The sequence below is a fragment of the Arthrobacter sp. MMS24-T111 genome, assembly GCF_054888995.1.
In genome coordinates this window covers 340,948-362,531 of the sequence record NZ_JBTZRO010000001.1, presented here as the reverse complement: position 1 = coordinate 362,531, position 21,584 = coordinate 340,948, and the positions used below count along the sequence as shown (strand labels likewise).

Here is a 21,584-nt window from a genome sequence, read left to right as displayed (position 1 = left end):
TGGGCCGGTTCCGGGTCAGCCCCGGAGCAGGTCCAGCATGGCCAGCTGCTTGGCGATGCCTGCCCCGTCCGGGGAGTAGATCCACGGAACCCGTGATGAGGTGTGGTCACCGTCTTCGGAGTGGCCGCCGGCGAACACCGATTCGCTGACGGACAGCTGCCGGATGGCGATGGCCGCCACTTTGTCGGCGTTTTCCGCGGCGAACGCCGAATAGATGGCTTCATCGTGCTGCCCGTTGTCACCGATCAGGAGCCACCGCATGTCCGGGAATTCCTGGGCCAGCCGCTCCAGGTTCCGCCGCTTGTGTTCCTGGCCGCTCCGGAACCAGCGGTCCTGGGTCAAGCCCCAGTCCGTCAGGAGCAGCGCGCCCTTGGGGTACATGTTGCGGGTCAGGAAGCGCCCCAGGGTGGGGGCCGCATTCCAGGGGCCGGTGGAGAGGTAGATGACGGGGGCGTCGGGATGCTCGATGGTCAGCCGGTCCAGCAGCACCGCCATGCCCGGAGTGGCCATCCGTGCCCGTTCGCTGAGCACGAAAGTGTTCCACAGCGCCAGGAACGGCCGGGGCAGCGCGGTCACCATGACGGTGTCGTCGATGTCCGAGACGATTCCGAACTTCACCTCCGGTGCGATTACCTGGATCAGCGCCTCGGCCGGTTCGGTTCCCTCCGCGCGCAGGACCGCCGTGTGCCAGCCGGGGGAAAGCTGGACGTCCACTTCGGTGTCGATCAGGCCGCCCCGGTCCGCGGTCATGTGGGTGACGACGTCGCCGATGGTGATCTCGACGTCGGAAAACTGCAGCGGCACGCCGGTGAAGGCACGCCAGCCGCGGATGTTCTGGTTGCCGACTTTCGCTTCCTGCTCCGCCCGGCTTCCAGGCAGCGGCTTCTGCGTCAGCAGCACCCGGCCCAGCACACGTACCCGGGTCGTGGAACCGTACCCCTGGTAGGCGATGGTCTGCGGGACGAAATCCCAGCGCTTCGCCAGCCGGATCCGCAGGCTGTTGACCGCGTCCGAGACCCGGTGGGCCAGCCGGAAGGCCTGGTTCCCCGAGAGCGCGTACTGGGCCAGCACCGCCTGCGTGGGCTTGCGTGCGTACTTCCGGGCCGGATGCTGGGGAGCCGTGTCCATGGCACCACTCTGCCACAGCGTGGAGTATGGATCAGCCGGCGCCGAGGATCCCGCGCAGTGTTTCGGCGTTGCGCACGGCGTTCCCGCCGCCGTCGTTGTTGAAGTACGCGTAGACGTCCAGGCCACCGCTGTCCCATTCGCGGATCCGGTCCGCCCACCAGTGCAGGTCGGCCTCCGAGTATGAGCCGCCATACAAATGCTCGTGGTCGGGACCGTGCAGGCGGACATAGGTAAATGGCGCGGTGGCGCGCAGGATGCACGGCAGGTTGGCGCCGCTCATGATGCAGTAGGCCGCCTGGTGCCGCTCCAACAGGGAAAACACCTCCGGGCAGTCCCAGCTGGGGTGCCTGAACTCAACGGCAACCCGGATCCATTCCGGAACCGCTGCCAGGAAGTACTCCAGCCGTGCGTCGTCGCGGCCCAACTGCGGCGGCAGTTGGACCAGGAGCACCGCCCGTTTATCCCCCAGTTCGTGCCAGCACCGGGCGATGCGTTCCACCCAGACTTCCGGTGCGTACAGCTTGCGGGCGTGGGTAAGGCCGCGGGGAGCCTTGACGGACATGCTGAAACCGGGTGGCAGCCGCCTGTTCCAGCCGGCGAAGGTGGTGTCGCGGGGCCACCGGTAGAAGCTGGCATTCAGTTCAACTGTGCTGAACCTGGCGGCATACCGCTGGAGCCGGTCCCGGACCGGCAGGCCGGGCGGGTACAGGACGTTCTCCCAATGGTCGTAGCTCCAGCCGGAGGTACCGATGTGTACTGCCATTCTTCGATGTTCCTACAGTGTTGTGTGGCAGGGTAATGCCATGGCGCGAATTGAGGATTATGCGGTCGTCGGCGACCTTCACACGGGTGCCCTCATCAGCAAGGAGGGTTCGATCGACTGGCTCTGCCTGCCGCGGTTCGATTCGCCTGCGTGTTTCAACGCTTTGCTGGACTCGCCGGACGCCGGGCGATGGCTGCTGGCTCCGGAAGGCGGTGGTACCTGCACCCGCCGAAGCTACCGCGACGGAAGCCTGATCCTGGATACAGAGTGGGAGACCCCGGACGGAACGGTGCGCGTCACAGACTTCATGCCGCCCCGCGATTCGGTGGCCGACATCGTCCGGATCGTCGAGGGCGTCAGTGGCAGCGTAAAGATGCACGGCGAGTTGGTGCTTCGCTTCGACTACGGGCATATCGTGCCCTGGGTGCGCAAGGACAAGCGTGGCCTGCACGCCATCGCCGGCCCGGATGCCGTCTACCTGGTGACCGCCGCACCCTTGCATGGCGAGAACATGCATACCGTCAGCGACTTCACGGTCAACGCGGGCGAGAAAGTGCCGTTCGTGCTGACTTGGGCTCCCAGCCATGTGGGCCGGCCGGTGTCGGTCGAGTCGGAGAAAGTCCTGCGCAGCACGTTCGAGTTCTGGCAAGGCTGGTCCTCCCAATGCACGGTCCAAGGGAAGTACCAGGATGCCGTGGTGCGCTCCCTGGTAACGCTGAAGGCCCTCACCTACGCCCCCACCGGGGGGATCGTTGCCGCTGTCACCACATCACTGCCCGAACAGCCGGGCGGCCAACGCAACTGGGACTACCGCTACTGCTGGCTGCGGGACGCCACCATGACCCTCCAGGCGCTGCTGGCTGCCGGGTACAAGGCCGAAGCGGCCGCCTGGCGGGACTGGTTGCTCCGTGCTGTGGCGGGAGACCCCGCGGACCTTCAGATCATGTACGGGATCCACGGTGAGCGGCGGCTGCCGGAGATGGAACTGCCTTGGTTGAAAGGCTACGAGAATTCCGCCCCGGTGCGGATCGGCAATGCGGCGGCCGAGCAGTTCCAGCTGGACGTGTGGGGCGAGGTCCTTGACTGCCTGGCGCTGACCCGGAACTCCCTGCTCAAGCACACGGACGAGGCCTGGGACGTCCAGATTGCCTTGATGGAGCACCTGGAGACCATCTGGGACCAACCGGACAACGGACTCTGGGAAATGCGGGGGCCCCGCAGGCACTTCACGCACTCGAAGGTCATGGCATGGGTGGCCGCGGACCGGATGGTGAAGGGCGTCCGGGACTCCGGGCTGCCGGGGCCGGTGGAGCGCTGGGAGGCGTTGCGGGACCGGATCCGGCAGGACATCCTGGCCAACGGCTACGACGCGGAGCGCAACACCTTCGTCCAGTCTTACGGCCGGCCTGAGCTGGACGCCAGCCTGCTGTTGATTCCCCGGGTGGGCTTCCTGCCCCCGGACGATCCCAAGGTGGTGGGGACCATCGAGGCGATCCAGCGGGAGCTGACCCAGGACGGGTTCGTGCTCCGGTACCGGCCGGAACAGAGCGACGACGGCCTGCCGGGGGACGAGGGCGTTTTCCTGGCCTGCTCGTTCTGGCTGGTGGAGGCGCTCTTGGGCGCCGGACGTCATGAGGAGTCACGGGCACTGTTTGAACGGTTGCTGGAACTGCGCAATGATGTGGGGCTGCTGAGCGAGGAGTGGGCTGTCAAAGCAGGCCGCCAGTTGGGTAACACGCCGCAGGCGTTCAGCCACTTCGCCCTTGTGACTAGCGCGCTGGAGCTGCATCAGGATACGGTTCGGCGCAGTGACGCTCCCATTCCGCCGGAAGGGGCGGACTCGCGCTGAGGCGGCGCGGGCCGGGGCCGCAACTTCTCCTTCGCAGGATAGATAAGTATACTTACTAACACCTCATGGAGTGCTCCCCAGCACAATGCCGTGATTGACGGAGGAGTGATAGTTGTGGCCGGATTTTTTGAACTCGTGGATGCCCCTGACGGCGGATACCGGATCAGGATGATGGACGGAAGCGGGAACCTGATGGCCATTTCAGTGACTTTCCCGACCAAACGGGCGGCCGTCGCAGGCGTTGCCATGGCCAGGGAGATCGCGGGCACGGGACTTATCCGGGACAAGAGCCTGGACGGTGCGGGATCCGTGATCCGGGAGCGGGTGCGGCCCGTCAGCTCCCCTAAAGAAGACGCAGCGAAACGGAAGAAAGCGCCGGATGTGCGGCGGACGGCTGTCGGCTGATGCCCGGCGCCTCTTCCCCGCCTGACAATGCACGCAAGGGTGTCCTTTTTGACGTTGACGGGACGCTGATCGACTCTTCCTATATCCACACCCTCGCCTGGTGGGGCGCGTTCCGCCAGTATGGACACGATGTCCCCATGGCGGCCATCCACCACTTTGTCGGCATGGGCGGCGCCCGCCTGGTGGACAACCTCCTTCCGCCGGAGCGTGACCGCTCCGAAGATGATGACATCATGGCCAGCCACGGCGCCCTGTATGCCTCGCACTGGCCCTCGCTACGTGCCTGCGCAGGGGCGAAGGAGCTTCCTGGAACAATGCCATGCAAACGGCCTGGCGGTGGCGCTGGCGTCCTCGGCCCGGGAAAAAGACTTGCAGGTAATGCGCTCCGTGCTGGACGCGGACGCCGTCATCGATGCCGCCACGAGTTCCAACGACGCCGAGGAAAGCAAGCCGGCGCCGGACATCCTCGTTGCGGCCCTTGAATCCCTCGGTATTGATGCCGTGAACGCCGTCTATGTCGGTGACGCGGTGTGGGACATGAAGGCTGCTGCGGCGCTGGATATTCCCGCGATCGGCGTTACCTGCGGCGGAATCAGCGCGACGGAACTCCGGGACGCGGGGGCCGTCGAGGTCTATGGAAGCCCCCGCGACCTGCTGGAGAACCTTGGTTCAAGCGCCATTGGCCGGCTGTTGGCGCGCCAGGATCACTGACCAGGATCACTGACGCGCCTCCGCGCCCGGGGTGCGCGCCTAGGTGAGTTTCACCTGGCGGTTCATGTCCTTGTACAGCAGGTAGCGGAATTCGCCGGGTCCGCCGGCGTAGCAGGCCTGAGGGCAGAACGCGCGCAGCCACATGAAGTCACCCGCTTCCACCTCCACCCAGTCGTTGTTCAGCAGGTACATGGCCTTGCCCTCCAGGACGTACAGGCCGTGCTCCATGACGTGGGTTTCGGGGAACGGGATCACCCCGCCGGGCTGGAACGTCACGATGTTCACCTGCATGTCGTGGGCGAGGTCGTTGGAGTCCGTGAACCGGGTGGTCTTCCAGACGTCATCCGTGTCCGGCATGGACGTGGGCTCCACGTCCTTCTCGTTGGTGACGAAGGACTTTGCTTCGTATCCTTCGAGGCGTTCGTAGGCCTTGCGGATCCAGTGGAAGGACACGACGTCGTCCGAAACGTTCTCCAGGCCCCACTCCGAACCCGCGGCCAGGTAGGCGTAGCCGCCTTCCTCCAGTGGGTGCAGTTCGCCGTCCAGGGTGAGGTTGACCTTGCCGCGGGTTACAAAGATGACGCCTTCGACGCCGGCCTCGAACTCGGCCTTGGGAGCCCCGCCGCCCGGGCCGATTTCCACGATCAGCTGGGAGAAGGTGGTGGCGAAGCCGGAGATCGGCCGGGCGATGATCCAGGACCGGGTGTTCGAAAAGCCGGGGAGGTTGGACGTGACGATGTCCGTCATGACGCCCTTGGGGATCACCGTGTACGCCTCGGTCACGATGGCGCGCTCGGTGGTCAGGTGGGTCTGCGGCGGGAGTCCGCCGGTGGGGAGTAGTACTTGCCCATGAGAGGGATCCTTTGCCTAGGAGTTGGAAGTGGTGGCGAGCCGAGGATGCGCCAGGCCGGTCAGCTGTGGAATTCCGACGCCGGCAAGCGCCTGGACTTCCTCGGCACCGACGGCGCCGCACTGGACTCCTCGGAGCACGAACGCGGCCAGGGCCCGGGCGGTGGCGGGCTCGTCCATGACGCCGCCTTCGGTCCGTTCCACGTAGTTGCGCAGCCTGCCCGCCGCGGCGGGCAGGCCCTCGCGGTAGAAGGCGTAGGTGGCTGCGAAGCGGCTTGCCAGCTGGGCCGGGTGCAGGTCCCAGCCCTGGTAGTAGCCGCGCTCCAGCGACCGCCGGACCAGCCTGCCGTGCAGCTGCCAGGCGTTCTCCACGTTGTCGCCCACCGGGATGATGTTGGTGGACCCGTCGGAGAGCCGGATGCCGGTACCGGCCACGGCCAGCTGCATGACTTCCTTGGCGAAGTCGGCCACAGGGTGCTCCATGGACTGGTACTCCGCGGAGATCTGCAGCGAGGCCGAGTAGTCGTACGTGCCGTAGTGCAGGCCGCTGATCCGGCCGGGAACGGCGTGCGGCAGCTGCGCCACCGGCGAGGTTCCCTCCGGGCCCAGGATCAGCTGTGGGGTTTCGACCTGGACTTCGAACCGCAGGCGCCCCGCGGGCAGCGAGTGGACTTCCTCAAGGCGGGACACCGCGTAGTCCATCGCCAGGACCTGGGCAACGGTGGCCACCTTCGGCAGGGTCAGCACCAGGCCGTCCGGCAGTTCTCCGGCGGCGGCAAGGCCGGAGACGAACAGGTCCAGGGTCCGCAGGCCGCGGGCCCGTGTGGCGGCCTCGAAGCACTTGAAGCGGATGCCGATGAACGGGGGAGCGGACCCGGCCGCGACCGCGCCGGCCACGGCGGCCGCCGCGGACGCCGCGGCGGCGTCCTCAGCGTCCTCGCCGCGGTCCCCGAAGCCGTCTTCGAAGTCCAGCCGCAGGTCCTCGATCGGCTCCGCAGCCAGCTTGGCCGCCACACGGGTGGCTACCGCTCCTGCCAGGCCCTCGTCCTGGCCCAGGAGCCGCCCCAGCGTTTCGAAGCCGCCGTGCGCATCCGCCGTCGCGGTTGCCTGGGTGCCCCAGTCCGCCGCGAACGACGACGTGAAACGGTCCGCGGGCACGTACACGGTGTGCACGGGCTGGCGTGAGCCGTCGTCACCGGGGTAGTTCTGCTCCAGCAGCCGGTCCGTGGCGGCCAGCTGTCCGTCGATGTGCGCGAGGTCCGCGGCTGAAAGGGAGGGCTTGGGTGCTGCCATCTCAGCCCACCAGTTCGTAGGCGGGGGTGGTGAGGAAGTCCGTGTAGCCGTCCGAGAGGCAGATGTCCGCGATCAGGTCGCTGGCAGGCTGGTAGTAGCGGCGGAACGCCTCGTCACCGAACTCGGTCCGGAGCCGCTCCGTTTCTTCGCCCAGGATCCGTTCCACCAGCTCCTTGGTCACCGTGTTGCCCGTGTCCGCCAGGATGGACTTGTTGCGGATCTGCTGCCACACCTGCGAGCGGGAGATCTCCGCGGTGGCGGCATCCTCCATCAGGTTGTGGATGGCCACGGCGCCGTTTCCGGACAGCCACACCGCCGTGTAGGCCACGGCCACATAGAGATTCAGGCGCAGCCCGGCCTCGGTGACCTGGCCGTCGGCGGAGGAGACGTCGAGCAGCTGCTCCGCCGTGACCGACACTTCCGGGCGCTGCTTGTCCACCTGGTTCGGCTTGTCGCCCAGCACGGAGTCGAAGACCTCCCGGCAGGTGGAGACCAGGTCCGGGTGCGCAACCCAGGAGCCGTCGAAGCCGTCGTTGGCCTCGCGGGTCTTGTCCGCCCGCACCTTCTCGAACGCGGCCTCGGTCACTTCCGGGTGGCGCCGGTTGGGGATGACCGCGGCCATGCCGCCCATGGCGAAGGCGCCGCGCTTGTGGCAGGTCTTGACCAGAAGCTCGGTGTAGGCGCGCATGAACGGGGCGGTCATCGCCACTGAGGCGCGGTCCGGGAGGACGAATTCCTCGCCGGCATCGCGGAAGTACTTGATGATGCTGAAGAGGTAGTCCCAGCGGCCTGCGTTCAGGCCCGAGGCGTGGTCCCGCAGTTCGTAGAGGATTTCGTCCATCTCGAAGGCTGCCGGGATGGTCTCGATCAGGACCGTTGCCCGGATGGTGCCCTGGTGCAGGCCCAGGTAGTCCTGGGCGAACACGAACACGTCGTTCCACAGCCTGGCCTCAAGGTGGCTCTCCATCTTGGGCAGGTAGTAATAGGGGCCCTGGCCGTTGAGCACCAGCTGCTTGGCGATGTGGAAGAAGTGCAGTCCGAAGTCCACCAGGGCACCCACGGCGGGTTCGCCGTTGAGCAGCAGGTGTTTCTCCTGCATGTGCCAGCCGCGGGGCCGTGCCACCACAACGGCCAGCGGCGCGTCGGTGCGGAGCCGGTACTCCTTGCCTTCCTCCGAGGTGTAGCTCAGGGTGCCCTGGGCGGCGTCCCGGAGGTTCAGGATGGCGTCAATGACGTTGGCCCAGGTGGGGGTGCTGGCGTCCTCGAGGTCCGCCAGCCACACCTTGGCTCCGGAGTTCAGGGCATTGATGGCCATCTTCGCCGGTGAGGCAGGCCCGGTCATTTCCACCCGGCGGTCCTGCAGGGCGGCGGGTGCGGGCGCAACTTTCCAGTCGCCGTCGCGCACGTCCTGCGTCTCCGGCAGGAAGTCCAGCTTGCCGGTCTCTGCCACCCGCTGCCGCTTGGCGGCGCGGGCCGCCAGGAAGTCGTCGCGGGTGCCGGCGAACCGGTTGTGGAGCTCCTCCACGAAGGCCAGTGCCTTGGGGGTGAGGATCTCCTCAGCGCGGTTGATCGGCCGGGGATCTGTGACGGTGATGGCCATTTCTGGTCCTTTCCTTGTGCGGGAAGTCGGGCGGTCAGGCGGAGGCCAGTGCTGCCACCGGCTCCTTGGCGGAATCGGCGGGAACGGCAGCCGTTGCCACGTTCGAGGCGTGGGCCGCGGCCGCGACGGCTGCCGCGACGTTGGCGGTCACGTGCGGGTCGAAGATGCTCGGGATGATGTAGCTGGCATTGAGCTCATTATCATTCACCCGGTTGGCGATTGCCTCCGCGGCGGCCACCAGCATTTCCGGGGTGATGTCGCTCGCTCCGACGTCCAGGAGCCCGCGGAAGAGGCCCGGGAAGGCGAGGACGTTGTTGATCTGGTTGGGGAAGTCACTGCGGCCGGTGGCCACGACGGCGGCGTGCCGGGACGCGATGGCCGGGTCCACTTCGGGAGTGGGGTTGGCCATCGCGAAAACGATGGAGTCCTTTGCCATGGAGGCCACGTGCTCTTCGTCGAGGATGTTCGGGGCGGACACTCCGATGAAGACGTCCGCGCCTGCCAGGGCCTGGTGCAGGCTGCCGGAGAAGCCCTCCTGGTTGGTGTTTTCAGCGATCCAGGTGCGGTGCGGATCGTTGTAGGTCTCGCCCTGGTGGATGGCGCCCGAGCGCCCTGCAGCAACGATGTGGCGGGCGCCCTGGGCCTTGAGCAGCTGGATAATCGCGGAGCCCGCGGCGCCGACGCCGGAAACCACGATCTTCACGTCCTCGATCTTCTTGTCCACCACACGCAGCGCGTTGACGAGTGCCGCGAGGGTAACGATGGCGGTGCCGTGCTGGTCGTCGTGGAACACCGGGATGTCCAGTTCCTCGCGCAGGCGGGCCTCGATTTCGAAGCAGCGCGGCGCGGCGATGTCCTCCAGGTTCACGCCGCCGAAGACGGGGGCCAGGAGCTTGACGGTGCGGATGATTTCCTCGGTGTCCTGGGTATCGAGGCAGACCGGCCACGCGTCCACGTTGGCGAACTGCTTGAAGAGGGCGGCCTTGCCTTCCATGACCGGGAGGGCGGCGGCGGGGCCGATGTTGCCCAGGCCCAGCACTGCGGAGCCATCGGTGACGACGGCGACGGTGTTCCGCTTGACGGTCAGGTTGCGGGCGGCGGCGGGGTCTTCGGCGATGGCCAGGCAGACGCGGGCCACGCCGGGGGTGTAGGCGCGCGACAGGTCGTCGCGGTTTCGCAGCGGGACCTTGGGGACCACTTCGAGCTTGCCGCCGAGGTGCATCAGGAAGGTGCGGTCCGAGACGTGCTGGACGGTGACCCCGTCGAGGGCGTTGAGGGCGTCCTTGACCCGCGCGGCGTGGGCGTCGTCGGTGGTGTTGCAGGTGACGTCGACGACGAGGGTTTCGTGGTGGGACTCGGTGACGTCCAGTGCGGTAATTGCCGCGCCGGCTGCTCCGACGGCTGCCGCCAGTTCGCTGGTGGCGCTGAAGCTCGACGGTGCTTCCACGCGCAGGGTGATCGAATTTCCGGGGCTGGGGTTCGCCATTGAATGTCCTCCTGTTAGGCCTTGTCCGGCTTCTGCTCTGATCCGAATATTTTCGTATTATGGATATTATTATCTACTTTATGGAAACACAACCCCCTCGCGATGTGACTGCCGAGGGACATCGCCGCGCGTCCTGCCGTGCTGTATCTTGGGTGGTCTAAGCAACTCTTTTCACGATGCGGATAAGAGTTGTCGGATTCCGAGCCATAGGAGACAACGGAATGGCAGAAAAAGCCTCCGGCGGAGTGCAGTCGGTGGAGCGCGTCTTCGAGCTGCTGGAGCTCATCACGGATGCCGGCGGCGACGTCACGCTCAGTGAACTGTCCTCGTCGACCGATTTGCCGCTCCCCACCATCCACCGCCTGCTCCGCACGCTGGTATCGCTCGGCTACATCCGCCAGCTGCCCAACCGGCGCTATGCCCTGGGTCCCCGGTTGATCCGGTTGGGCGAAGGCGCCAACAAGCAGCTCGGCGCCCTGGCCCGCCCCCAGCTCAAAACCCTGGTGGACCGCCTGGGGGAGACCTCCAACATGGCCGTGCTTGATTCGGACATGGTGATCTACGTGGCCCAGGTCCCTTCGCTGCACTCCATGCGCATGTTCACGGAGGTGGGCCGGCGCGCCCACACCCACGCGACCGGCGTCGGCAAGGCCATCCTGGCCCAGCTCGACGACGACACCGTCCGCGGCATCGTGGCCCGCGCCGGAATGCCCACCCCCACCGCCAAGAGCATTGGCGACGTCGAAGAACTCCTGGCCGACCTCAAGCTCATCCGCGAACGGGGCTACTCCATCGACGAGGAGGAGCAGGAGCTCGGTGTCCGCTGCTTTGCGATGGCGGTGCCCAATGCCCCCACGCCCACCGCGATCTCGGTGTCCGGCCCGGTGTCCCGGGTGGACGAGAACTTCGCCGACAAGGCCGTTCCCGTCCTCCGCGAGGCCGCGGACGCCATCTCCCGCGAGCTCAACCGCACCTGATACTGCTGAACTGCTGACGACGACGGCCCGCACCTTCGCTGGAAGGTGCGGGCCGTCGTCGTTCGCAGTGTCCTTGCTAATGCTCCGATGCCTTTTCGGCTGAGTCGATCCGGACTTCCTTCCCATCGCAGTCGATGAGCTTGCCGTTCTCGAACCTGTCGCCGTCCGCCAGGCAACGCAGGTCCTCCGCCTTGACCAGCCGCTCGGTGCCCGCGACGAAGACGGACTGGTTGTCCGAATTTCCGGCCCGGAAGTGGTTGAAGAGCAGGTTCAGCAGGATGGCCATGACGGCCGCCGAGCTGATGCCGGAGTGGAATATGGTGCCGAACCAGGACGGAAACTGGTCGTAGAACGTGGGCGCGGCGATGGGGATCATCCCGAAGCCGATGGACGCGGCCACCACGATCAGGTTCATGTTGTTCTTGTAGTCCACCTTGGACAGGGTCCGGATGCCGCTGGCTGCCACCGTGCCGAACAGCACCACCCCGGCACCGCCCAGGACGGGTGTCGGCACCGCGGCCACCACCCGGCCCAGGACGGGAAGCAGCCCGAGGACCACCAGGATTACGCCGCCGGCGCTGACCACGAACCTGCTCTTGACGCCGGTGATGGCTACCAGGCCCACGTTTTGGGCGAAGGCGCTCTGGGTGAAGGAGTTGAAAAGGGGCGAGACGGCGCTGGACAGCATGTCCGCGCGCAGGCCGTTGCCGATCCTCTTGGAGTCCACCTTGGTGCCCACGATCTCGCCCACCGCGATGATGTCCGCAGACGTCTCCGTGAGGGTCACCAGGATGACGATCAGCATGGAGATGATGGCTGCGACCTCAAACGTCGGCGGTCCGAAGGCGAAGGGGGTGGGGAAGGCGACGATCTCGCCCTGTCCCACCTTGGAGAAGTCGGCCATGCCGAAAACCAGGGCGATGAGGGTGCCCAGGACCATGGCAAGGAGGATGGAGAGCCGGGAGATGGCCGCACTGCCCACCTTGCTCAGGAGCAGGACGATGCCCATGGTGCCGGCGGCCAGGCCGATGTTGGCCACGCTGCCGTAGTTTGGAGCCTTGTTGTTGCCGCCCATGGCCCAGTTGGCAGCCACCGGCATCAGCGTCAGGCCAATGGTGGTGATCACGGTTCCGGTCACCACCGGTGGGAAGAAGCGGATGATCTTCGAGAACAGCGGAGTGATCAGCAGGCCAATCAGGGAGGCTGCGATGACGGATCCGAACACCGCCTGGATACCGCCGCCGCCGTGCACGATGGCCACCATGGTGGAGACGCCGGCGAAGGACACACCCTGCACCAGCGGCAGCTGCGAGCCGAAGAACGGAATGCCGACGGTTTGCAGGATGGTGGCGAGGCCGCCGACGAACAGGCAGGCGGCGATGAGCAGGCCGATGTCCTGGGAGTTCATTCCCGCGGCGGCACCGATGATCAGGGGAGGGGCGATGATGCCGCCATACATGGTCAGGACGTGCTGGAAGCCATAGGCAAACATGCTTCCAACGGGGAGCCGCTGGTCCTCGGGACGGGCAGGCCGTGCGCCTTTTCCAGCGGCTGCGGCGGCAAGTTTCTTCTTGGTGTTCATGGCAGACTTTCTTGGTTCATGGCAGACGTCATCGTCTGGCTAACTGGTGTCTGGCTAACAGGTGTTGTGAAGATGGGGGAGTGGTGCCGGGTTTGGCTTCGACAGGCTCGACCACTGATGGTTGAGCCTGTCGAAGCCATGGGCGTGGCGTCTTAGCAGAAGCCGGCGATGCCCAACCACGCCGCGGGTGCTGCAGTTGCGTCATCACGCTGGACGGTGGCCTCGATCAGGCCGTACGGCCGGTCGGCTGCGAAGAAAACCTCGTTGGGGTTGTCCAGGCCGAACGGGGAGAGGTCCACCAGGAAGTGGTGCTTGTTGGGCATGGAGAACTTGATCTCGTCGATTTCGCTGTGCGCCTCCAGCACCTTTGCGCCCATGTCGAACAGGGTCTGCTGCAGTGCGTGGGAGTACTTCTCCGTAAAGCCTTCGAGCAGGAGGCCCTTGACGTCGTCGTAGCTCTTGTTGAAGTCCAGGCTGCTGAAGTCCGTGCCTGCCTTGAAGCGCCAGCGGGCCGATACGTCCGTGGCGAGGATGCGGTCGGTGGTCTCCGGAAGGGTCGTGTAGCGGTCGCGGGGGTAGCCCACGAAGCCGGACTCTGTGGACTTGAGGACGGTCAGGTCCTTCAGTCCGGAGATCAGGTGGGTGGCGGCGCCGTCGCGGACCAGGACCGCGGTTCGCACTTCCTGGCCGTTGCGGACGAATGAGTGGTCGTGTTCGCTTCCGTGCGCCTGGATGCGGTTCCAGGCGTACGATTCGGCTTCCCAGCGGCCGCCGCTGACCCAGTCGAAGCTGGAGGTGAAGTGCTCGCCGAGGCGCAGCAGGAACGCCTCGGGCGAACCGATGCCGTCGCGGGCGAAGGCGTAGATGGTGTTCTTCTGGGTATCCGTGGCCACCACGTGGGCGTTGTCGCCTTCAAGGTGGGCCGCGGCGAAATCGCCCCGCAGCTGCGAGGTGACGTTCAGGTCTTCGATCTCGTGGCGGTTGGTGTCCCTGGTGATCTTGACGACGCGGACCTCGGCCTTGCCGTACTGGTTTTCGCCGAGAATGATCTTGCTGCTCATGGTCTTTTCCCAATCTCCGGTAAGTGGAACCAAGGTTCCATCACTGAAATTAAGCGCGCGTTTCAAGCGCGTTTCCGGTGGAGCCGACCCAACAAAAAAGAGCCGGCATCCATTGATGCCAGCTCATTACGACCCTGCCTGCTGCTCCCAGGTTACGTGACGTGCGCCACGAGTTGCCTATCAGCGTACCCCCGCCGGCCGGTGGTGTACATCACAGCCCCAAAATTCAATTTGTGACCGGATTGCCCGGGGCGGGGTTCCCGGCCGACTGTTGACGGGCCCGGCGAATTGATTCTAATCTTTCACAAAGCAGAATTTGCTTTCCGCAATATGAAATTAGGAGGTTTCGATGTACCAGCAGGACACCCCTTCCGTGCCGGCCGCCCCGGCCGCGGGAACCGGCGCGCAGGAGTTCTACCTCCCCACCGGCGGCGGGATTGACCCGGACCTGTTTGTTCCGGAAGAACGGCACCACGAACGCGGGCTGTTCTCGCGCTGGGTCCACGCGCTGCCGGTATTTGGCCGGCGCTGATGGCAGTAGCGGCAAGGCTCAGGAGCCGGGGCGTCCCGGCCACTGCTTGCCTGCCCAGGGGTCGTAGTCCGCGATGAGGTCTTCCTGCGGAGGGCGTTCGTCCTCGGGGACGTGCTGGAGGTTGACGCGGACCCGGTACCAGAGCGAGCTGGACCCGCGCATCCCGTCCACAAGGACGTCGGCCGGCTGGAGCGCGCCAACCGCTGCGGGATGCCGGGCCTTCCACTGGTCAAGGGCTGCCAGCGCCTCGGGCTTGGTCTTGGTCCGGGCAACCTCGATAAGCGGCATGAGCGACTGCCGGCGGCCGGTTCCGTTGCCGCTGCGGGGCGCCTTCTCTGCCGGGCCCAGCTTTTCGGCCAGGGCGAGGAGCCCGTCAAGTGCGCCCACCGCGTCATCGATACCGGCATGCGGATCGCCGATGTCCGCGAAGCGCTGCGGTACCGTCTGCACCGTGAACTGCGCCGGCCGGGCGGTGCGGACCTCTTCCCACGTGAGCGGCGCGGACACCCGGGCGTCCGGCAGCGGCCTGACGGAGTAGGCGGAGGCCACGGTGCGGTCCTTCGCGTTCTGGTTGAAGTCCACGAAAACGCTCTCGCCGCGCTCCTCCTTCCACCACCGTGCCGTGGCGAGGCCGGGCGCACGGTTTTCCACCTCCCGCGCAAGGGTTTCGGCGGCGAGCCGGACATCGCGGTACGACCACTGCGGGGCGATGCGCACCAGGATATGCAGTCCACGTGATCCGCTCGTCTTCGGCCAGCCCACCAGCCCTGCGTCGGCCAGGACCTCCCGGGCCACGTAGGCGACGTCCACGATCTGCGACCAATCCACGCCGGGCATCGGATCGAGGTCCACCCGCAGTTCGTCCGGGTGCTCCAGGTCTTCGGCCCGCACGGGATGCGGATTCAGGTCCAGGCAGCCAAGGTTGATGACCCAGGCCAGGCCCGCCGCATCCCGGATGACAGCTTCCTCCGCCGACGTTCCGGACGCGTAATGCAGTGTGGTGGTGTCGACGAAGGGTGGATGGTTCTCCGGCACGCGCTTCTGGAAGAATGGCTCGGCGTTGATGCCCTTCGGAAACCGCTTGAGCACCATCGGCCGGCCACCCGCGCCGCGCAGCGCCCCGTCCGCCACGGCCAGGTAGTACCGCACCAGGTCCAGCTTGGTCAGCCCGGGGTCCGGGAACACCACCTTGTCCGGGCTCGAGATCCGGACCTCAACACCTTCGATATCCAAAACCTCGGCCGGCGTCTTTGACGGAGTCATGCCGCCACGGTAGCAGTGGCCCGGACCCGTGTCAGCCGATCACCGGCCCCCGTTTACCAGGCGCTTGGCCGCCGCTGAGTGCTCCGCGATGAGCCCGGCGATGTCCAGGCCGGGGATTTGTCCATCCACGACGCGCCACTGGCCGCCCACCATCACGCGGTCGGCGCGGTCGGCGGCGCACAACAACAGGGCGGCGACGGGGTCGTGGCTGCCGGAGAAGCGCAGGTCATCGAGCTTGAACAGGGCAAGGTCGGCCTGCATCCCTGGCGCCAGCTGGCCAAGCCCGGGCCGTCCCAGCACTGCGGCCGAACCACGGGTGGCCCAGCCAAGTGCCCGCTCCACGGGGACATCAGCGCCGTAGCGGAGGCGCTGGAGGTACAGCGCCTGCCGGGCCTCCAGGATCATGTTGGAAGCATCGTTCGACGCCGAACCGTCCACTCCCAGCCCCACCGGAACGCCCGCGTCCTCGAGTTCCAGGACCCGGGCCGTGCCCGAGGCGAGCCGCATGTTGGACGTGGGGCAGTGGGCGACCGCGGTCCCCGCCGAACCGAGGCGGCCGATTTCGGCGTCGCTGAAGTGGATCCCGTGCCCCAGCCAGGTGCGGTCCGTCAGCCAGCCCACGCTCTCCAGGTAGTCCACCGTCCGCAGCCCAAACATCTCGCGACAGAAGTCTTCCTCGTCAAGGGTTTCGGCCAGGTGGGTGTGCAGCCGGACGTCCAGCGGTTCGGCGAGTGCGGCACTCTCGGCCATGATTTCCTTCGTGACGGAGAACGGCGAGCACGGCGCCAGGGCGATCTGGATGACGGCGTCCTCCCCGCGCTCGTGGTAGGCGCCGATCAGCCGTTCGCTGTCCGCCAGCACCACCTCCGGTGCCTGGACCGTTGACTGCGGCGGCAGGCCGCCGTCGTCTGTTCCCAGCGTCATGGAGCCGCGGGTGAGTGTTGCCCGCATGCCCAGCCGGCGCACGGCCGCCACCTCGATGTCGATGGCGTCTTCCAGGCCGGCGGGAAAGAGGTAGTGGTGGTCGGCGGCGGTGGTGCAGCCGCTGAGCAGCAGCTCGGCGAGGGCGGCGGTGGCGGCGAGCTCCACATCCTTGGGTGTGAGCCTGGCCCAGACCGGATAGAGGTTCTGCAGCCAGGGGAACAGCGGGGCGTTGGCCACCGGACCCCAGGCGCGGGTGAGGGTTTGGTAGAAGTGGTGGTGCGTGTTGATCAGTCCCGGCAGCAGCACGTGGCTGCCGGCGTCGAACGCCTCGGCACAGGGTTCGGACGGTATCTGTCCGGCGGCCAGGACCTCGGTGATGACGCCGCCGCTGATGACAATCCCGCCGGAGGCGTCAAGGTTGTTGGCGGTGAACGCGGCCTGCGGATTCCGGATCCAGAGCCGGGCTGCGGGTGAGGGTGCGGGCTGGTGCATGGGTTTTCCTGTCCTGAGCGCGGTGGCAATTGTTCCAGCTCAGTGAGGCCCTGTCTGCTGATCCAGGTGGCCGCGGCGGCCGCGGATCCGATGAGATTAGCCAGCCCGGACGCAGGGCGTCAATACCGGCGGGATGTGACTGGAGGGGGTTAGCAGACTGAAACATGGATTTCACATAGCGAAATTAAATTTCCAGAAAACTATGGCGCGGGCCACAAACCGGTGCTAATCTCGATTCTGCCAAAGGCGGGCACCCGAACCCGGGAAGCTATCTACCAGGCGCAACTTAACCTTCACAGCACATGCTGAAGCCTGGTAACCGTCGCACCTGGTTTTACTGGTCCTTGCACGGCAACAGGCTTCCCGGCAAAAGGAAGTCGCATCATGAGTACCACCGTCACGGCCGAGCAGTTCCTGGCCAGATCCATCCGGCTGGCAACAGCCAACGTCCTGAACAGCGGCGGCCCTTTCGGCGCCATGATCGTCACCGCGGACGGTAAAACGTTCGACGGCGTCAACCGCGTCACCGCGGACAACGATCCCACGGCCCACGCCGAAGTCACCGCGATCCGCACCGCCTGCCGTGAACTCGGCACCTTCGACCTCAGCGGCGCGGTCCTCTACACCAGCTGCGAGCCATGCCCCATGTGCCTGGCTTCCGCCCTCTGGGCCCGGGTTGACCGCGTGGTCTACGCCGCCGACCGGCACGATGCCGCCTCCGTGGGCTTCGACGACGCCGTCTTCTACGAATACTTCGAAAACCAGGACAGGGACTCCCTGATGCCGGTCTCCAAGCTGGAACTGGGCGATCCCCAGGCCCCTGCGCCGTTGGAGCCGTTCAATACCTGGAACACGCTCGAATCCAGGATCGACTACTAGGCCGGGCGGCTGAGATGACCATCCTGGACCATTCCCACGAGGAGCATCCGGCTCCAACCACCAGCACCTCGCGGCGGTCGCCGCGTACCCCATCCGTACCCGGCCCGCCGGCGTCGGGATCCTTCCTGGACCGCTTCTTCCAGATCACCCGCCGTGGCTCAACCGTTGCCCGGGAATTCCGGGGCGGCCTGGTCACCTTCTTCACCATGGCGTACATCGTCATCCTGAACCCCCTCATCCTTGGCGGGTTCAGCGCGGACAACGCCCCCACCGACGTCGCCGGGGGCTGGTTGTCCGCATCCCAGGTGGGTGCCGTCACCGGCCTCACCGCCGGCGTCATGACCATCCTGTTCGGCCTCATCGCCAACCTGCCGTTCGGGCTCGCCGCCGGACTGGGCATCAACTCCTTCCTGGCCGTCTCGGTGATCCACGAAGTCACCTGGCCCGAGGCCATGGGGCTGGTGGTCATCAACGGCATCCTGATCGTCCTCTTCGGCGTCACCGGCGCCCGGACCGCGATCTTCAGGGCCGTTCCCAAGGAACTCAAGGCCGCCATCACCGTGGGCATCGGCCTGTTCATCGCCTTCATCGGATTCGTCGACTCCGGCTTCGTCCGCCCCACCACCGGCGGGCCGCCCGTCCAACTGGGCGACGGCGGCTCCATCACGTCCGTGCCAACGCTGGTGTTCGTCGTCGGCCTCCTGGCCATGGGGATCCTCGTGGCGCGCAAGGTGCAGGGCGGGCTGCTCATCGGCATCGTCGGCACCACCGTGCTGGCCGCCGTCTTGGAAGCCATCATGAAACTGGGTCCTGCCGGCACCACCAACCCCGGCGGCTGGCACCTGAACACCCCTGTCCTGTCCGGCCAGCTGGTCTCCGCACCCGACCTGGGGCTGGTGGGGCACTTCGACCTCTTTGGTTCGTTCAGCCGGATCGGCGGACTTGCGGCCACCATGCTGGTGTTCACGCTGGTGTTCACCAACTTCTTCGACGCCATGGGGACCATGACCGGCCTGGCCAAGAGCGCAGGCGTCGCACACAAGGACGGCACGTTCCCGCGGCTGAAATCCGCCTTCATCGTCGAAGGCTTCGGCGCCGTGGCGGGCGGGGCAACCTCCGGTTCGTCCAACACGGTGTACATCGACTCCGCGGCAGGGATCGGCGAAGGCGCCCGGACCGGCCTGGCATCAGTGGTCACCGGCCTTTTGTTTCTCGGCTCCATGTTCCTCACCCCGCTCACCAGCGTGGTGCCGCTCGAAGTCGCCGCTGCCGCCCTGGTGGTGGTGGGTGCCATGATGATGGCGCAGATCCGCGAGATCAAGTTCACCAAGTTCACCGTGGCGCTGCCGGCCTTCCTCACCATCGTGACCATGCCGCTGAGCTACTCGATCGCCAACGGCATCGGCGTCGGCTTCGTGAGCTGGGCGGTCATCGGGGCGGCGTCAGGCAAGGCGAAAAAGATCCACCCGCTGATGTGGGTGGTGAGCGCCGGGTTCCTGGTGTACTTCGCCCGCGGGCCGATCAACCTCCTGCTGGGCGGCTGATCGTTGCCCCAGCCACACAGGGGGCCGGGCCAACCCTTGGCCCGGCCCCTGACAGGACAGACAATGGACACCACCGCCGCGCGGAAGAAGGAGTGCCGCCATGCTTGACCTGATCCCTTCGCTCGCCCCCTGGCTGCCCCGCCTCACGGAGAAGCAGTTCGCAGTGGCCACCATCGTTGCCGCCTCGGGTTCGGTGCCGCGCCCTGTGGGGACCTCCATGCTCGTCACGGAATCCGGTGAGGTGCTCGGCAGCCTCTCCGGCGGTTGCGTGGAAGGCGCCGTGGTGGCGCTCGCCCAGGAGGCAATGGACGACGGCGGCCCGCGCCACCGGGTCTTCGGCTTCAGTTCCGCCGATGCCTTCGCCGCCGGGCTCACCTGCGGGGGACAGCTGGAAATCCACATCCAGCCGGTTCCTGCAGCCGTTCCCCGTGAACCGGAGCAACCGCTCCGGGCGGCCGTCCGGCAACTCGCCGGCCTCGGCCACGACGAACCCGTGGCGCTGGTACGGCTGCTGGGCGCACCGGGCGGCGCCGCCGTCGTGCTTCTGGACCCGGCGCAGCACCATGGACCGGTATCCCTGGAACTGGCCCCGCTGCTGCACGGGGAGTCCGCGCGTCGGGTGGAATCCATCCTGCGCAGCGGCGGCGCCGGCCTGGTCCCGTTGGTCCAGGCAGGGGATTGCCTGCCGGACCGCGAGGGCCATAACCGGCAGCCCGGGGAGCCCGCCGTCCTGGTGGAGTCCCGGATCGCCCCGCCACGCATGCTGGTGTTCGGTGCAAACGACTTCGGGGCGGCCCTGGTGCCGGCAGCCAAGCTGCTCGGCTACCACGTGACCCTGGTGGATGCCCGGCCCGCTTTTGCCGGCCAGCCACGGTTCGCCGCCGCAGACCAGGTGGTGGCGGACTGGCCGCACCGGTATCTCGCGGCGGAAGCAGCCGCAGGCCGCCTGGACGGCCGCACCGTAGCCGCCGTCTTGACCCATGACCCCAAGTTCGATCTTCCGCTGCTCGAGGCCGCGCTGGCCCTGGACCTCGCCTACGTGGGCGCCATGGGATCGCGCCGCAGCCACCTCCAGCGGATCGAGGAACTCCTCAGCGCCGGAGTCCTGCCGGAACGGATTGCCCGGCTGCACTCACCCATCGGCCTGGATCTCGGCGCCACCACCCCCGCCGAGGTGGCGGTATCCGTCACCGCCGAGCTCATCGCAGCACGCAGCCGCGACGCCACCTGCGCGCCGCTGCGCGACACCACCGGCACCATCCACCACCGCGCGCCGGCAACGGCGCCCACAGACCTTACCCCGCAGGAGATCGCATGGACATGAACACCATCGAGGCGGTGGTCCGCACCACCGACCCCGCACAATGGCGCGACGGCGACGCCTGGCTGGCCGGCGGAACGGTCCTCTTCTCCTACGGCAGCTACGCCTTTGGGGCCGAACCCCTCAAGCGGCTGCTGGACCTCGGCTCAGCCGGCTGGACTCCCATCACCGTCAGCGACGACGGCATCAGCCTCGCCGCCACCTGCACCATCGCCGAGCTGTATACCCTGCCTGTCATGGCCCGTGCGGACGGCCGCGGCTGGCCCGGGCTGGACCTGGTCCGGGCCTGCTGCGATTCCTTCGTTGCCTCGTTCAAGGTGTGGAACATGTCCACCGTGGGCGGCAACCTGTGTACGTCCCTCCCCGCCGGGCCCGTCATTTCACTCTGCGCCGGGCTGGACGGCGTGGCCACGGTCCTCGCTCCAGGCGGCGGCAGCCGGACCGTTCCCGTGGCGGACTTCGTCACCGGTGACGCCACCAACTGCCTGGCACCGGGCGAGTTGCTCCGCAGCGTCCACCTCCCGGCGTCGGCCCTTTCCTCCCGGGTGGCGTTCCGCCGCCTGTCTCTGAGCAACCTGGGCAGGTCCGGGGTGGTCCTGATCGGACGGCTCGACGCCGGTACCTCCCTGGTCCTGACCGTCACCGCGGCCACCAAGCGGCCCGTGCAGCTCCGGTTCGACGGCCTGCCCGATGCCGACCGGCTGGCAGCTGCCGTGGAGGACGCCATTCCCGCAGACCTTTACCACGACGACGTCCATGGCCTGCCGGCCTGGCGCCGGGACATGACCTACCGTTTGGCCGAAGAGATCCGCGCCGAGCTCGCTGCGCCGGCGGGGACGTCCGGACTGCCTGTGTCAGGTGATTTCTGGCCGCCGCGGAGCGACGCCGCTCCCGGTTCCACAGCACTTCCGAAAGGGGCCTGAGC

The 21,584-nt window shown here is 66.9% G+C and carries 17 protein-coding genes and 2 pseudogenes; 9 read left to right on the top strand and 10 right to left on the bottom strand.

The features are described 5' to 3' along the window. Positions 1-15: 15 nt before the first annotated feature. Together ACX5I6_RS01605 and ACX5I6_RS01600 are read right to left on the bottom strand one after the other, a co-directional pair. A complete protein-coding gene (locus ACX5I6_RS01605) occupies positions 16-1,128 on the bottom strand; it encodes an App1 family protein (protein ID WP_461839222.1) in 1,113 nt (370 codons plus the stop codon). Between the two features lie 31 nt (positions 1,129-1,159). Next, positions 1,160-1,891, bottom strand: coding sequence for a DUF72 domain-containing protein (locus ACX5I6_RS01600; RefSeq protein WP_133831725.1), 732 nt, complete (start codon positions 1,889-1,891; stop codon positions 1,160-1,162). A gap of 40 nt (positions 1,892-1,931) precedes the next feature. Here ACX5I6_RS01600 and ACX5I6_RS01595 point away from each other — a divergent pair, with 40 nt between their 5' ends. From ACX5I6_RS01595 to ACX5I6_RS01585, 3 genes and pseudogenes are all read left to right on the top strand, one after another. Beyond that, on the top strand, positions 1,932-3,740 hold the full coding sequence (locus tag ACX5I6_RS01595; protein ID WP_461839221.1) for a glycoside hydrolase family 15 protein: 1,809 nt from the start codon (positions 1,932-1,934) through the stop codon (positions 3,738-3,740). 114 nt (positions 3,741-3,854) lie between these two features. Beyond that, positions 3,855-4,145 (top strand): hypothetical protein, encoded by a 291-nt coding sequence (locus ACX5I6_RS01590; protein WP_285248443.1) that lies wholly within the window; start codon positions 3,855-3,857, stop codon positions 4,143-4,145. Beyond that, positions 4,145-4,856, top strand: a pseudogene (locus ACX5I6_RS01585) (HAD family hydrolase). The gene ACX5I6_RS01590 and the pseudogene ACX5I6_RS01585 overlap by 1 nt, the downstream one beginning before the upstream one ends. 39 nt (positions 4,857-4,895) lie before the next feature. Here the strand turns inward: ACX5I6_RS01585 and ACX5I6_RS01580 are convergent. The 4 genes and pseudogenes from ACX5I6_RS01580 to ACX5I6_RS01565 all read right to left on the bottom strand — a co-directional run bounded on the left by ACX5I6_RS01580 (position 4,896) and on the right by ACX5I6_RS01565 (position 10,084). Next, positions 4,896-5,707: pseudogene (locus tag ACX5I6_RS01580) on the bottom strand (bifunctional allantoicase/(S)-ureidoglycine aminohydrolase). Between the two features lie 16 nt (positions 5,708-5,723). Continuing rightward, on the bottom strand, positions 5,724-6,998 hold the full coding sequence (locus ACX5I6_RS01575) for a DUF6986 family protein (RefSeq protein WP_461839220.1): 1,275 nt from the start codon (positions 6,996-6,998) through the stop codon (positions 5,724-5,726). A 1-nt stretch (position 6,999) separates the two neighbouring features. Beyond that, complete coding sequence (gene aceB / locus ACX5I6_RS01570; RefSeq protein ID WP_461839219.1) at positions 7,000-8,598, bottom strand: malate synthase A; 1,599 nt, start codon at positions 8,596-8,598, stop codon at positions 7,000-7,002. Between the two features lie 34 nt (positions 8,599-8,632). Continuing rightward, positions 8,633-10,084, bottom strand: coding sequence for an NAD-dependent malic enzyme (locus ACX5I6_RS01565; protein WP_018761056.1), 1,452 nt, complete (start codon positions 10,082-10,084; stop codon positions 8,633-8,635). Between the two features lie 221 nt (positions 10,085-10,305). On the opposite strand from ACX5I6_RS01565, the gene ACX5I6_RS01560 reads away from it, so the two are divergent. Then, positions 10,306-11,061, top strand: a complete 756-nt coding sequence (locus tag ACX5I6_RS01560) for an IclR family transcriptional regulator (RefSeq protein WP_461839218.1) — start codon at positions 10,306-10,308, stop codon at positions 11,059-11,061. Positions 11,062-11,137: 76 nt separating this feature from the next. Here ACX5I6_RS01560 and ACX5I6_RS01555 read toward each other — a convergent pair whose 3' ends face one another. Both ACX5I6_RS01555 and pucL read right to left on the bottom strand, forming a co-directional pair. Further along, positions 11,138-12,643: a nucleobase:cation symporter-2 family protein gene (locus tag ACX5I6_RS01555; RefSeq protein WP_018761058.1), complete on the bottom strand. Its 1,506-nt coding sequence runs from the start codon at positions 12,641-12,643 to the stop codon at positions 11,138-11,140. Positions 12,644-12,795: 152 nt separating this feature from the next. Next, positions 12,796-13,704 carry a factor-independent urate hydroxylase gene (gene pucL, locus ACX5I6_RS01550; RefSeq protein WP_461839217.1) on the bottom strand — a complete coding sequence of 303 codons (909 nt, stop codon included), beginning with the start codon at positions 13,702-13,704 and terminating at the stop codon, positions 12,796-12,798. 349 nt (positions 13,705-14,053) lie between these two features. On the opposite strand from pucL, the gene ACX5I6_RS01545 reads away from it, so the two are divergent. Continuing rightward, positions 14,054-14,236 carry a hypothetical protein gene (locus ACX5I6_RS01545; protein ID WP_461839216.1) on the top strand — a complete coding sequence of 61 codons (183 nt, stop codon included), beginning with the start codon at positions 14,054-14,056 and terminating at the stop codon, positions 14,234-14,236. 18 nt (positions 14,237-14,254) lie between these two features. Here the strand turns inward: ACX5I6_RS01545 and ligD are convergent, their stop codons facing one another. Further along, positions 14,255-15,499 (bottom strand): non-homologous end-joining DNA ligase, encoded by a 1,245-nt coding sequence (gene ligD / locus ACX5I6_RS01540; protein WP_461839215.1) that lies wholly within the window; start codon positions 15,497-15,499, stop codon positions 14,255-14,257. 39 nt (positions 15,500-15,538) lie between these two features. Continuing rightward, on the bottom strand, positions 15,539-16,915 hold the full coding sequence (locus ACX5I6_RS01535) for an 8-oxoguanine deaminase (protein WP_461839214.1): 1,377 nt from the start codon (positions 16,913-16,915) through the stop codon (positions 15,539-15,541). Positions 16,916-17,299: 384 nt separating this feature from the next. On the opposite strand from ACX5I6_RS01535, the gene ACX5I6_RS01530 reads away from it, so the two are divergent. From ACX5I6_RS01530 to ACX5I6_RS01515, 4 genes are all read left to right on the top strand, one after another. Then, the gene (locus ACX5I6_RS01530) at positions 17,300-17,794 is read left to right on the top strand and encodes a nucleoside deaminase (protein WP_018761064.1); all 495 of its coding nucleotides are present in this window, start codon (positions 17,300-17,302) and stop codon (positions 17,792-17,794) included. A gap of 14 nt (positions 17,795-17,808) precedes the next feature. Continuing rightward, complete coding sequence (locus ACX5I6_RS01525; protein ID WP_461839213.1) at positions 17,809-19,338, top strand: NCS2 family permease; 1,530 nt, start codon at positions 17,809-17,811, stop codon at positions 19,336-19,338. Between the two features lie 100 nt (positions 19,339-19,438). After that, a complete protein-coding gene (locus tag ACX5I6_RS01520; protein ID WP_461839212.1) occupies positions 19,439-20,662 on the top strand; it encodes an XdhC family protein in 1,224 nt (407 codons plus the stop codon). Next, positions 20,653-21,582 carry an FAD binding domain-containing protein gene (locus ACX5I6_RS01515; RefSeq protein WP_461839211.1) on the top strand — a complete coding sequence of 310 codons (930 nt, stop codon included), beginning with the start codon at positions 20,653-20,655 and terminating at the stop codon, positions 21,580-21,582. The genes ACX5I6_RS01520 and ACX5I6_RS01515 overlap by 10 nt, the downstream gene beginning before the upstream one ends. The last annotated feature ends 2 nt before the right edge of the window (positions 21,583-21,584 follow it).

Bases quoted from the DNA above. Each gene is read 5' to 3' on its own strand.
- ACX5I6_RS01605 (WP_461839222.1), bottom strand. From the start codon at position 1,128: ATGGACACGGCTCCCCAGCATCCGGCCCGGAAGTACGCACGCAAGCCC.
- ACX5I6_RS01600 (WP_133831725.1), bottom strand. From the start codon at position 1,891: ATGGCAGTACACATCGGTACCTCCGGCTGGAGCTACGACCATTGGGAG.
- ACX5I6_RS01595 (WP_461839221.1), top strand. From the start codon at position 1,932: ATGGCGCGAATTGAGGATTATGCGGTCGTCGGCGACCTTCACACGGGT.
- ACX5I6_RS01575 (WP_461839220.1), bottom strand. From the start codon at position 6,998: ATGGCAGCACCCAAGCCCTCCCTTTCAGCCGCGGACCTCGCGCACATC.
- aceB (WP_461839219.1), bottom strand. From the start codon at position 8,598: ATGGCCATCACCGTCACAGATCCCCGGCCGATCAACCGCGCTGAGGAG.
- ACX5I6_RS01565 (WP_018761056.1), bottom strand. From the start codon at position 10,084: ATGGCGAACCCCAGCCCCGGAAATTCGATCACCCTGCGCGTGGAAGCA.
- ACX5I6_RS01560 (WP_461839218.1), top strand. From the start codon at position 10,306: ATGGCAGAAAAAGCCTCCGGCGGAGTGCAGTCGGTGGAGCGCGTCTTC.
- ACX5I6_RS01555 (WP_018761058.1), bottom strand. From the start codon at position 12,643: ATGAACACCAAGAAGAAACTTGCCGCCGCAGCCGCTGGAAAAGGCGCA.
- pucL (WP_461839217.1), bottom strand. From the start codon at position 13,704: ATGAGCAGCAAGATCATTCTCGGCGAAAACCAGTACGGCAAGGCCGAG.
- ACX5I6_RS01545 (WP_461839216.1), top strand. From the start codon at position 14,054: ATGTACCAGCAGGACACCCCTTCCGTGCCGGCCGCCCCGGCCGCGGGA.
- ligD (WP_461839215.1), bottom strand. From the start codon at position 15,499: ATGACTCCGTCAAAGACGCCGGCCGAGGTTTTGGATATCGAAGGTGTT.
- ACX5I6_RS01535 (WP_461839214.1), bottom strand. From the start codon at position 16,915: ATGCACCAGCCCGCACCCTCACCCGCAGCCCGGCTCTGGATCCGGAAT.
- ACX5I6_RS01530 (WP_018761064.1), top strand. From the start codon at position 17,300: ATGAGTACCACCGTCACGGCCGAGCAGTTCCTGGCCAGATCCATCCGG.
- ACX5I6_RS01525 (WP_461839213.1), top strand. From the start codon at position 17,809: ATGACCATCCTGGACCATTCCCACGAGGAGCATCCGGCTCCAACCACC.
- ACX5I6_RS01520 (WP_461839212.1), top strand. From the start codon at position 19,439: ATGCTTGACCTGATCCCTTCGCTCGCCCCCTGGCTGCCCCGCCTCACG.
- ACX5I6_RS01515 (WP_461839211.1), top strand. From the start codon at position 20,653: ATGGACATGAACACCATCGAGGCGGTGGTCCGCACCACCGACCCCGCA.